At 38.8% G+C, this 12,098-nt stretch carries 9 protein-coding genes; 1 reads left to right on the top strand and 8 read right to left on the bottom strand.

Features of this window, described 5'->3' with window-relative positions; translation table 11 throughout:
- Positions 1-19: 19 nt before the first annotated feature.
- From IEX29_RS06335 to IEX29_RS06320, 4 genes are all read right to left on the bottom strand, one after another.
- Complete coding sequence (locus IEX29_RS06335) at positions 20-1,195, bottom strand: ATP-grasp domain-containing protein (protein WP_308423623.1); 1,176 nt, start codon at positions 1,193-1,195, stop codon at positions 20-22.
- Between the two features lie 255 nt (positions 1,196-1,450).
- The gene (locus IEX29_RS06330) at positions 1,451-2,281 is read right to left on the bottom strand and encodes an alpha/beta hydrolase (protein WP_188733620.1); all 831 of its coding nucleotides are present in this window, start codon (positions 2,279-2,281) and stop codon (positions 1,451-1,453) included.
- 82 nt (positions 2,282-2,363) lie between these two features.
- Positions 2,364-3,653 carry a globin-coupled sensor protein gene (locus tag IEX29_RS06325; protein ID WP_188733619.1) on the bottom strand — a complete coding sequence of 430 codons (1,290 nt, stop codon included), beginning with the start codon at positions 3,651-3,653 and terminating at the stop codon, positions 2,364-2,366.
- A 546-nt stretch (positions 3,654-4,199) separates the two neighbouring features.
- Positions 4,200-5,039: a mechanosensitive ion channel family protein gene (locus tag IEX29_RS06320; RefSeq protein WP_308423622.1), complete on the bottom strand. Its 840-nt coding sequence runs from the start codon at positions 5,037-5,039 to the stop codon at positions 4,200-4,202.
- Positions 5,040-5,319: 280 nt separating this feature from the next.
- On the opposite strand from IEX29_RS06320, the gene IEX29_RS06315 reads away from it, so the two are divergent.
- The gene (locus IEX29_RS06315) at positions 5,320-6,900 is read left to right on the top strand and encodes a PTS sugar transporter (protein ID WP_188733617.1); all 1,581 of its coding nucleotides are present in this window, start codon (positions 5,320-5,322) and stop codon (positions 6,898-6,900) included.
- 428 nt (positions 6,901-7,328) lie between these two features.
- On the opposite strand, the gene lpdA is transcribed toward IEX29_RS06315, so the two are convergent.
- From lpdA to pdhA, 4 genes are read right to left on the bottom strand one after another with little or no spacing between them, the layout of a single operon-like run.
- Complete coding sequence (gene lpdA / locus IEX29_RS06310; protein ID WP_188733616.1) at positions 7,329-8,702, bottom strand: dihydrolipoyl dehydrogenase; 1,374 nt, start codon at positions 8,700-8,702, stop codon at positions 7,329-7,331.
- 12 nt (positions 8,703-8,714) lie between these two features.
- Positions 8,715-10,067 carry a dihydrolipoamide acetyltransferase family protein gene (locus tag IEX29_RS06305; protein WP_188733615.1) on the bottom strand — a complete coding sequence of 451 codons (1,353 nt, stop codon included), beginning with the start codon at positions 10,065-10,067 and terminating at the stop codon, positions 8,715-8,717.
- Between the two features lie 14 nt (positions 10,068-10,081).
- Complete coding sequence (locus tag IEX29_RS06300) at positions 10,082-11,065, bottom strand: alpha-ketoacid dehydrogenase subunit beta (RefSeq protein ID WP_188733614.1); 984 nt, start codon at positions 11,063-11,065, stop codon at positions 10,082-10,084.
- Between the two features lie 26 nt (positions 11,066-11,091).
- Positions 11,092-12,072, bottom strand: coding sequence for a pyruvate dehydrogenase (acetyl-transferring) E1 component subunit alpha (gene pdhA, locus IEX29_RS06295; RefSeq protein WP_188733613.1), 981 nt, complete (start codon positions 12,070-12,072; stop codon positions 11,092-11,094).
- Positions 12,073-12,098 lie beyond the last annotated feature (26 nt).

Below are 12,098 nucleotides of genomic sequence, written 5' to 3'. Positions count from 1 at the left end.
AAACTCCTGTCTCAGCTCTTTATTTTTTTCGTTCATGCACAAAGCGGGTGATCTCATTTACTTCTTCCTCAGTATCTGCATTAATGGCATAAAATTGGTTTCCTTGAAGATGTGCAAATGCTTCCGGCATACGCTCGGCAAACTTCACTCTATTTCTAAATTTATCACGGATTGCTTTGGTATCATTTTGATATTGGTAAGCATCACGCTGTGTAACCCCAATACAATACTGATTTGGAGCATCTGGTTCCTTAAATTCTCCTCCAGTCACCAGAGAAGCATACTGGGCAAATAAATCAATGGAGTAAGCATAGTTATACATATCAATTGTATAACCTCCTGCCAAGCGATTATTATATTCCAGTGCTACGTAATCTCCATTTTCCAATTGGAAAAACTCAATATGGAAAAAACGTTCCTTCATTCCAAAGGTTTTTACAATTGCCTGTCCATATTCTTCAAGCTTCGGATCAATTTCCTTCTGAATCACATAAAATAAATCCAGCTGACCTTGAACAAGCTCTAAAGTTGGTACATTATATGTAAAGCTTGTCTGGAAAACAATATTTCCTTTTTGATCTGTTAAACCGTCAAACGTACAGAGTTTTCCTCCTTCAACATAAGGCTCCAGGAAATAAGCTGTTGCTTCCTTCCACTCTTCTTCAAAACGATGCACATCATCTTTGGAGCTCAACTTAAAGGTAGCGGCGGAACCAACTCCATTATCCGGTTTCGCAATAACTGGCAGACCCAATTTCTCAATAGCTTTCACTAAATCCTTCTTGTTTTTGACAACGCGTCCCTCAACTACCGGCACACCCGCTTTTTTGAACAGTTTCTTCATTTCAGATTTAAATTTTACCTTTTTCAAGTCTTTTGATTTATTTCCAAATACATTAAATTGCTCACGAAGCTTGGCATCAAGCTCTAACCAGTGTTCATTATTTGATTCAATCCGGTCCATAGGGCCATGCTTATAAAATAAAAATGCAACAGCGCGTTTCACTTCGTCAACATCTTCTAAATCATTGACACGATAATACTCTGTCAGTGATTTTTGTAATTCAGAGCCTAATTGATTATAAGGCTCTTCACCAATTCCTAACACGTTGACACCTGCATCTTTTAAACGATGGGCAAATGGCTGAAAATTATTCGGATAATATGGTGATATCAAAATATAATTCATCATCATTCTCCTTTCCTGACCCCTGCAAAAATCAGTAGTTTAACTGTTAAAATACCATTTTTTCAATTTAAAATCAATATAATTTTTCGAAAATTGTCAAAACGGGTAAATAAATGTACATTTAGCAGCACTATTAAATGTATTCAGCAGGCCATACAGCCACAATCGCAAAATACTATCAGGCGTAATATTATCTGCCGCCTAATAACTGTTAAAAATTGGACGGCAGATGCTTTTCAACACCTTTTGTACACGCATAAATTAAGACCACTTTTCACTGAGAAACCGGAAGCATTCCGGCAGGTGCCTTGACCAGGCTTCTTCATTATGCTCTTCATCCGCAAAAACATTTAAATGGATATTATCAATTGAGATATTACCTTTCACCAGCTGCTTATAATACTTCAGTGAGCAATCAATATATGCCTGCTTCATATTTCCATACATTAACTGCCGGTCAGCATCATCGCCTTCCTGCGTCCCTACTTGGATATATACGCGTTGTTCAGGGTCTAAAGTCTCTCTGGCAATATAATGGTCAAAGGCTGTACTTGTAATCCAATTTGCCAGCGAAAAAATACCCAAACCACCAATTTGGTCTTTATATTCAATCCCCATAAAAGCTGAAATATTCCCACCAAGAGAACTGCCGATCATAGCTGTATGATACTTATCCGACTTAGTACGGTAATGCTGATCAATAAAAGGCTTCACTACTGTCATGATGAATTCTGCAAATTCAGCACCTCTTCCTCCCAGTTCAATATCCTCAGGCAGGGGGCTCTCTGTAATTTTCCAGGGAGTATACTCATTTATGCGATCTTGTTCCCCATTGTCTATGCCGACGACAATCATCTTGGCCAAATCAGGATTCCGCTTTATAGCAGGAATGACCTTCCATGAATAACCGCTGTAAGCTTCACTGCTGTAAAAAACATTTTGTCCATCATGCATATAAACGACGGGATAACGACGATTTTTTTCTTTTCCGTAATTTTTAGGTAACAGAACCCGTATACGGCGCTTCTCATTTTTATAAATCATAGGCAAATCGTGTGTTTCCAGCTTTAAATAAAAATAGGATTGTCTCATTTCAAATTCCTCATTCCGTCAAGATTCTATCCATTATCTTATATCCAATTATTTACGATAAATTTGTGATAATTATATCCTGTCATTGTATTTCATTAAACTTGTGGGAATAGTTCTCAATCTCCCCCATAGAAGATTCAATCTCATTCATACTTTGCTGATTCTCTTCTAAAGATTGCTGAATATGACTGCTATTTTCTGAAATAAGCGTCATTGATTCAGAAACTTTACTTAAAATATCTGCTGTCTTAGCTGTTTGCTCACGTACGGCTTTTACTTCTTCCTGTGTTTCTCTGATTGCTTCACGGCTATTGGCAACTTGTTCATTCGTTTCAAAAATCAAATCACTTACCTCTGCAACTGCTTTCGCTGACTGTACCGCCAGTTTGCGCACCTCTTCAGCTACAACAGCAAATCCTTTACCTTGTTCGCCGACTCTGGCAGCTTCAATAGATGCATTTAATGCTAATAGATTCGTCTGTCCTGCAATGGATTCTACAATAGAAATAACTGACTTAATTTTTTCCGCACTATTCATTAACTGCTCCAGTCTTTCTACAACAAACATCATCTGATTATCTAGATTAGACATTCCTGTACTTGTTGTCTTTGTCTGCTCCATACCAAGCTGTGCAGATTCCGTAGTGGAAGCAGCAATCTCTTCTCCCTGCCTGGAAATTTGATTAATCCGATTTGCCTGACTGACCATTTTCATCACAGATTGATTCGTTTCTGAAGATAAGAAGCTTAGATTCTCTGCCGTTTCTCTCATGGAAGTGATAAGAGCTTGATTCTTTTCATCGACAATCGCTCTTTTTTCTTCGATATCCTCTTCGTATGCTTCCAAGACAAGCTGCTGCTCAAAGTTTAATAATTTATTTGTTACCTGGGCAGCATACAAAAAGCTATCTCTGTCTTGATATGTATCTGCTAAAAGCTTTGATATTTGCAAGAAGATTTCTTGAAAAGAGGCAACATACCATTTAGGCTTCAGACCAATTTGTACATGCACCCTGGCAATCCTGCGCCGTTTATCAATAAAATTCTGATTTATTTCTCCAGAAAACATTTCGATAACGTGTATTGTCAATGTTTGTTTTAAACGGCTAATTGAACTGTTATTTTCAATAATTCCTATTAATTCTGGAACAAGGGCCAGATTATCATAAAAAGGATTAATAATTGTTTCAATATTCTCCTTAATCATTGGCTGCAACAATTTTGCAATAGCCAGGTCCTGCTTTGTTATTTTCGACAGCTGCAGCTGTAAAGTTAAATCTTCCTGATACAATTCTTCTAAAACTACCTTTACATCTTTACTGCTTTCCAGCAGATTTTCCTCTGTCACAACTTTGCGAAAAATACTCCTCATGCAAACCACTCCCGATGCTTATTTTACAAATTAATCTTATCTTACATGTGCTGCATCCTTCTTCTAAAAGCATTAAACATTCAGTCTAAGTTCGGCAAACTTAAACGATGATCGTACTCCATTATTGCAATGCTTATAGACTATGAAACAATTTTCCTGAAATCCTGATACAAAAATCATAAAAAATAAAGGATGTGAACGCTATAGTTCTTCACAGGGGAAACCGCCACCACAATATGTACTTCCTTCCATGTCAATTTGTTCATTCATTCTTCCTTATATCCAGCTAAACCTTTATTCCTTTATCTAACTATCATTATACAAGATGCATGCACAAAAATACTTATTTTAATTATAAATCCGGTAAAAATAAAGTAACATCCGAAATATAAGTTACAACTAACAGCATCGGATTAGTCCTTTCATTTAATGGAGCTCTTGTTAATTATCCATCAGAATATAATTTCGAAAACAAAAAGGACTACCGAATTTCATTTCGATAGCCCTCTTAAATTATCTGTTTCAAATTTTATTTACAGGTTCTAACTACTCTTCCTGCGGTACTTCAGCATATGTTTTTTCAGGATCTTCCTGTTTCGCATCAAGCGCTTCTTTAATTGCTTTACGCAAATCACGTTCCACAGCCCATTGCTCCATCGATTCTGTTTTAGCAATAACCCGTAAAGTTATTTCTGCTGAACCAAATGTCTGCACACCGAGTACATCCGGCCCTTCCATAATTTTAGGATTTTTTTCTTTTATTTCATCGCACACTGTTTGTAATACACCAACTGCTTCATCAATATTATCACTATATGGAATGGAAATATCTACTAAAGCCTGCATATTTCCGCGGGAATGATTGCTTAAAGAGATGACCTCTCTATTTGGCACATAGTTTAGAGTACCATCAAAACTGCGGATGTGCATTGTCCGCAGACCAACCTCTTCTACAACTCCATCGTACCCTGCAGCAGTTATGTAATCACCAACATCAACCTGCTTCTCTAACAATAAGAAAAAGCCTGTAACAATATCACTGACCAGCCCTTGTGCACCAAACCCAATTGCCAGACCGACAACACCAGCCCCGGCAATCAAACCTGTTGCGTTAATATCAAAAATACCGAGAATAACTACTAATGTTACAAAAAATAAAACATAAGAAAAGGCACTGATTGTTAACGACTGCAGAGTCTTTGTTCTGCCAGCCGACATTTTTTTCTTCACCTGTGCTTTAGAAAACGAATTCCGGATAAATCTTTTTCCAATCGCACGTGCAATATAAAATACAATAAGTGTCGCTATCAATTTTAAAACAATTAATCCAGAATTTAATAAAAGCTGTTCCCAGTTTATGTTTTCAATCCAATCCAATTCTTCCATCTCCTTTACTGCTCTCAATGATTGATGATTATATCAAATGAAGAATCCAATGTAAAATAAGAAAGGATTCATTATCTGTAATTCAAAAAATAAAATCTACAGTTTTTTAAATGAAATTCATCACAACAAATTCAAGGCATATAAAGAGGTACATCTGATCTTATATAGCTAATCTAATTATTTTCTATTAAATTTCTAAAGACTTCACTACTTTATTATGATAAAATATTAACGCATTAAATAATCATTGTATTGAAACTATCTACCTGGGGGAATTCTCTTGAAAAATATTGCTATCATAGGCAGCTCGGGCGGCAACCTGTACAATTTAGGCGGAAAAAATCCGGGTAAATTATTAGATGAAATAAAAAATCAATGTCACGCTGCAGATTTTAACATTGCTGCCATACAATTTATCGCTTCAGAAGTTTCTATGGATCAGGCAAAAGCAGACTCGAAAACATGTCTTTTTAGTCTAAATGAAGCAGGGCACATAGCACAAAGCGCTACAAACACATTGAAAAAGATAAATGAACAAGCAAAAAAGACAGATACGCAGATCGCTGCTCTCATTCATAATAGAACAATAGACGGGTTAATCGTCATGAGTGCTGATGCAGAGAGTGCTAATCAACAAGTCGTTAACGCAGCAGTCAAAATGAACATTCCAATCGTTGGAACAGGCGGGACATCCATGGCAATAATCAGTGCAAAAGGCGCAAACGTTATTGCTAAATCCGGAACAACTGGTACCACCAATCGCACACGCGCTATTTCTTTCATTACCTCCATGGCAAAATATTGGGATATAAAATATAAACCAATCATTGGAACTGCAAATAAAATGGATACGGAAAACAGCGGAAGCATTTGGAAAAATATTAACATTCGCGGCATCATGGTTTCTGCATTGCCAGGTTTTATCGCGATGGCTCTCGTTCTCGCATTAAGTAAGATTCCTCTATTTAGCGGACTGCAAGATATTTTCGATATTATGATTGGAGCGCTTCCGATTATTATTGCAGCGATTGCAGCAAAGCAAGTGTCTAATTTAGATGAAGTCTCCATAGTGGCCGGGGTTGTAGCAGGCGTGTTATCAGTAGAAGGCGGAATTATCGGCGGTATCATCGGGGGTATTTTAGCAGGTATTTTCGTACATTATTTCTTTCAAAAGTGCATTAGCTGGAAATTTCCAATGACAACAGTAAATATCGTCACGGGAGGAATAGCCGGTTTACTCGCAGGTCTATTAGTCTATTTTCTATTCGCACCAATCGCATTGTTTATCGGGGATGGAATTAAAACTGTAATCGAAGCAACCATCGGCTTCAGTCCAATTCTGGCAGGACTATTAGGCGGTCTGCTCATTTGGCCGGCCATCTTAGGAGGCGTATATCATGCAGCAATTCTGCCCATTGTGTTATTGGAAATGGAAAAAACAGGAGTAAGTTTCCTCGGCGCCATTGATATGGTTGGTCTTGTTATGGTATCTGCGGGAATTAGCCTAGCAAACATCGTTGCGCCCAGGGAGAAAGGAGAAGCTGCTGCTGCAACCCCTGGATTCTTAATCAATATGGGATTTGGAACATTTGTAGAAGCTGCCTATCCGTTCATGTTCTCTAATAAAATCGTCTTCGCCGGTGCGATTCTATCTGCCGGAGCTGGCGGTGCACTAGTCGGGCTGTTTGACGTTCGCGGAACAGCATATGTTCCAACATTCACCACACCTTTTTTATCTGATAATCCTTTAGGATTTGTGATTGCTATGCTCGCAGCATTTATGCTTTCTTTTGCCATTACATTGATTGCAAATAAGAAAAAGAAAGTGAGGGAAGTCAGAAATAAGAGGGTAAATGCTTAAAAGAAGTTTTTCGAATAATGAATATGCAGGAAATAAAATGAAGCGGCTCGCAGCATCGATCTGATAAGGAAAACATTGCGGTCAAAGGAAGCTGATGTTAACTTATCGCAGTAGATGAAGCGAAACCGCCTTTTTGGTGCTTATAGCTAGTCGCAGCAATTTATGAAAGATAATAACCCGTAAAAAAGAAGAGGAATATGACTTATCCCTCTTCCTTTAAACTTATTTTGTTATTTTTTTCTATCCTAATTAGGCAGGGGTATTCATCTAGCTTTTAAAAAATCCTTATATGACAATTCTGCCAGATTAGCTAATTTAGGGAGTTTTTGCTTTCCTCACCCACTGAGAGCGATCAGCATCGCTGATTAAAAAAATATTGTATCGTAATCAATCGTCATGCTATAGATAGATAAAATACTTTCCTTCTATTAATAATGTATTCCTTTATCCAGCCATTTTGCAGCAGCTTCAAACATAGCCTCTGATAAAGTTGGATGCGGAAATACCATATCCTCCAGCTCTTCCATGGTTCCTTCTAAGTACATAAAGGAGGTCGCCTGACTGACCATTTCGGTTACATGTGCCCCCGCCATCACCACACCGAGAATTTCTCCGTATTTTTTTTCAGAAATTATCTTCATAAATCCATTGTTTTCTGAGGAAGCAATTCCTTTTCCATTGGCAGTTAAGTCTACCTTTTGAGACTTTACCTGGTAGCCCTTCGCCTCTGCCTGCTCCTCTGTCATACCAACGCTTGCGATTTCGGGAAATGTATAGATGCAGCGCGGCATAATGAAATCCTTTTTGTGATTTTCTCCCAGAATATGATCAACTGCCCGGATACCTTCTTCGCTCGCTGCATGAGCAAGCTGATATCCCCCGATTAAGTCACCTATAGCATAAATACCTTTTATTGCCGTCTGCATGCTTTCATCCACTTTTACAAACTTACCTTCATAATTAACAGAAAGATTATCTAAACCGGCCAAATTAGGCTCACGTCCAACAGAGATCAGCACGCTATCTGTTTCCAGACTTGTTTCCTTCCCATTCTTTTCTATTTGCACATTTGTCTTCTCATTCTTTTTAAACGAAAGTACCTTGGTACTTGTATGAATGACTATCCCTTTACTTTTCAGCTCTTTTGCAAGAAAATCAGCTGCTTCTTTATCCTCTGAAGGAATAATACGGTCTGCCATTTCTATAATTTCAACTTTTGTACCCATGCTTTGAAAAATACAGGCAATTTCAAGCCCAATTACTCCGCCCCCGATAATCGTTAAATGACCAGGCACTTCTTCTATATCAAAAACGGTATCACTTGTATGATAAGGTACATTTGAAAGTCCGGGAAGATTTGGCACAAAGGGTTTTGATCCATTTGCCAAAATAATTGATTCGGCTTCCAGCTTTTCTGTCTCTTCTCCTATTTCTACAGTGATTACTTTTTGATTATCAACTGTTCCATAACCATTGTACAACTTAATTTTATTTGTTATTAACAGGCTGTTGATTCCGTTACGAAGCTGCCCGATGACCTGATTCTTTCTTTCAACCATTGCATCTAAATCAAATGAAAATGAATCAATTTGAATACCGAACTTTTTCGAGTCTTTTACTTGATTGATTACTTCCGCATTTTTTAATAAAGTTTTAGAAGGGATACAGCCACGGTTTAAACAGGTGCCTCCCAATTCTCTACCTTCTACCAGCGCCACTGACAGACCCAGCTTTGCAGCACGGATTGCCGATACATATCCGCCGGGACCGCCGCCAATTATTGCTACATCAAAATTCGTCATGTGCTCAGCTCCTTAAACTAATAAACTATAAGGATTTTCAAGATTTGCTTTTAAATCGGTTAAAAATGCAGCAGCCGGTGCACCATCAACTGCCCGGTGATCAAAGGACAGGCTAAGAACCATCATAGGACGTACTGCTAATTCCCCATCAACAGCAACAGCTTTTTCTGTAATTCTTCCCACACCGAGAATGGCTGTTTCCGGTCCATTAATAATTGGTGTAAAAGCATCAATGGCGTACATTCCTAAATTACTGATCGTAAATGTACTTCCCCGCATTTCCTCTGGCTTTAACTTGTTTTCTCTTGCTTTTTTGCCCAATTCTTTACTAATCTGCGTTAATTTAACCAGCCCTTTTTGATTTACATTCTTAATAGAAGGAACAATTAACCCATTTTCTACCGCAACTGCAAGTCCGATATTTACTTCCTTGTTCATTACAATCTCTTCTCCGATTAAAGAAGCGTTTAATTGAGGGTGCTTGCAAAGTGCGCTAGCAGCAGCTTTTATAATGACCTCTGTAAAGGACAAACGGTATCCTGTTTCTTTTTCGACTATAGGGAGCAGTGATTTACGTAACGCAATCACATTTGTCATATCCACATCGCTCGTTAAGGTTACGTGCGGGATGGTTTGCACACTTTCAACCATCTTATCAGCTACCGCTTTACGAAGCCCTTTTAATTTGATCCGCTCCGCTGGAAATGCAGCTGTTTCTTGATCTGACATATTGACAGATTCCAGATAAGAAAGTACATCTTGCTTTTCAATTTTCCCGCGGGCTCCTGTTCCGGTTATTTGACTTAAATCGACCCCATGATCAGCTGCAATTTTTTCTGCCAGCGGCGTTACAGCTAGCACTCCTCCTGCAATCGCCTGTTCGACATCATGCTGATGCACTCTTCCATTTGGACCAGATCCAGAAATAGCAGATAAGGAAATATCATTTTCCCGGGAAACACGACGGGCAGCAGGAGTAGCTCTGACTTTTCCATCTTTATTTTCATACGAATCCGCATTGGCACCTACTGTTTTCCCTGCAGTCTCAACAGAAGAATCATCCTGGACTTTTTCTCCTGAATCTGCCTCCGCTTCAGTAGCCGGAGGTGTATCAGAAACTTTTTCCCCAGCTTCCCCAATATAGCCGATACAAGCATTCACTTCGACCTCATCATCCACATTAAAATACTTTTTTAGCAATACTCCTTCTTCATACGACTCTACTTCAATATTGATTTTATCCGTCATAATTTCAAATAGAGGCTCTCCCATCTCAACAGAATCTCCCTCTTCCTTAAACCATTGAAGTAAAGTACCAACTTCCATCGTACTGCTTAGTTTAGGCATAAATATCTCTTTAGCCACTGGAATCCTCCTTTCTATGCTTTATTTAAAGTTTCTTTAACTGCCTGGATAATATCTGAAACCTGTGGAACATGCATTTTTTCTAATTCCGGATTATATGGAATTGGTGATGAAGCCCCGCCCAATCGTTTAATTGGAGCATCTAAATAATCGAATGCTTCACTTTCAGCAATCATACTTGCAATCTCCGCTCCATACCCGCCTCTTTTTACTGCTTCATGAACAACTACCAGACGGGAGGTTTTAGATACAGAATTAATGATTGTCTCTGTATCTAACGGAACTAAAGTACGCGGATCAACTACTTCTGCACTGATACCTTCCTTCTCCAGTTCTTCAGCAGCCTCTAAAGCATGATGTACCATAATAGCAGTAGCAACAATCGTTACATCTGTTCCTTCCCGCTTCACATCTGCTTTTCCTAAAGGGATGCTGTATTGTTCTTCAGGTACTTCTCCCTTCGTTTTATAAAGTAATTTATGTTCATAAAAAATTACCGGATTATCGTCATCGATAGCTGCTTTTAACAGACCCTTTACATCATGCGCAGTAGAAGGCTGAACAACTTTTAAACCAGGAATATGTGCCACCCAGGCCTCTAAACTCTGTGAATGCTGTGCAGCTGCTCCCGTACCTGAACCGCTCGGCGTGCGTAAAACCATAGGAACTTTTCCTTTTCCTCCATACATATAACGAATCTTCGCAGCCTGGTTCACCATTTGGTCCATAGCAATTGTTATAAAATCAGAGAATTGCAATTCCAAAATTGGGCGCATCCCAGTTAATGCAGAACCAATTGCAGCGCCGGCAATTCCTGATTCACTGATTGGTGTATTCCGCACACGTTCAGGACCAAACTCCTCAATCATTCCGCGGGTAACTCCAAAAGCCCCTCCATATACACCTATATCTTCACCAAGAATAAAAACATCTTCATTTTCACGCATCTCCTGACTCATTGCTTCACGAACAGCTTCTAAATATGTTATCTCTCTCATTCTCTTTCCTCCTTTAAACATCCGCTTTAAGCAAATACATCCGTTAATAGATCATCTTTAGTAGGCATAGGGCCCTCTTCGGCAAATGCCACTGCATCTTCAATTTCTTTTAAAGCTTCTTTTTGCAGTGATTCTGCCTGTTCTTCCGTGATAACTGATTCACTAATCAGAAGCTCCTTTAATCGTTTAATTGGATCTTTTTCTCTCCATTCATTTTCCTCGTCACGAGTACGATACTTCTTAGCATCACTTTTCGAATGGCCCTTCCAACGATAGGTTTTTGCTTCAATTAATGTTGGGCCTTCCCCATTTTTAGCACGTTCAATAGCTTCATTTGTTACATTCATCATTTCGATAATGTCATTTCCATCTGCAACAACTCCCGGGATACCATAGGATTTGGCTCTTGTCGCAATATCTTCTATCTTCACCATTTCTTTGACTGATCCTGACATGCCATATTGATTGTTTTCACAAACAAAGATAACCGGTAAATTCCAAACAGCAGCAAGGTTAACTGCTTCATGAAAGCTTCCTTCATTTGTGGCGCCATCTCCAAAAAAACAAACGGTTACATAATTCAGCTTTTTCATCTGTGCTGTTAAAGCTGACCCCACTGCTAATGGGATGCCTCCGCCAACAATTCCATTAGCGCCAAGATTACCCATTTCTACATCAGCAATATGCATGGAACCACCTTTACCTTTGCAATAGCCTGTTGTTCTTCCGAATAGTTCTGCCATCATTTTATCTGGAGTTGCTCCCTTTGCGATACAATGACCGTGACCACGGTGTGTGCTGGTGATTTTATCTTCTTTATCCAGTAAAGCGCATACACCCGCCGCACTTGCTTCCTGTCCAACAGCTAAGTGTGTGGTACCGTGAATTTTACCTTTCGCAAAAAATTGGTCTACTTTCTCTTCAAAATAACGGATAGTCCACATTTGTTTGTAGAGCTCTATTAAATTTTCTTCTGTTATTCTTTCTGGAACCTTTAAATCCTTCATTTTTTTGCCTCCTTTTTTACATATGT

This window comes from Oceanobacillus neutriphilus (genome assembly GCF_014645515.1).
In the GTDB taxonomy this organism is placed as follows: Bacteria; Bacillota; Bacilli; order Bacillales; family Amphibacillaceae; genus Oceanobacillus; species Oceanobacillus neutriphilus.
This window is presented reverse-complemented; position numbering and strand designations above follow the sequence as displayed.

Bases quoted from the DNA above. Each gene is read 5' to 3' on its own strand.
- IEX29_RS06335 (WP_308423623.1), bottom strand. From the start codon at position 1,195: ATGATGATGAATTATATTTTGATATCACCATATTATCCGAATAATTTT.
- IEX29_RS06330 (WP_188733620.1), bottom strand. From the start codon at position 2,281: ATGAGACAATCCTATTTTTATTTAAAGCTGGAAACACACGATTTGCCT.
- IEX29_RS06325 (WP_188733619.1), bottom strand. From the start codon at position 3,653: ATGAGGAGTATTTTTCGCAAAGTTGTGACAGAGGAAAATCTGCTGGAA.
- IEX29_RS06320 (WP_308423622.1), bottom strand. From the start codon at position 5,039: ATGGAAGAATTGGATTGGATTGAAAACATAAACTGGGAACAGCTTTTA.
- lpdA (WP_188733616.1), bottom strand. From the start codon at position 8,702: ATGACGAATTTTGATGTAGCAATAATTGGCGGCGGTCCCGGCGGATAT.
- IEX29_RS06300 (WP_188733614.1), bottom strand. From the start codon at position 11,065: ATGAGAGAGATAACATATTTAGAAGCTGTTCGTGAAGCAATGAGTCAG.
- pdhA (WP_188733613.1), bottom strand. From the start codon at position 12,072: ATGAAGGATTTAAAGGTTCCAGAAAGAATAACAGAAGAAAATTTAATA.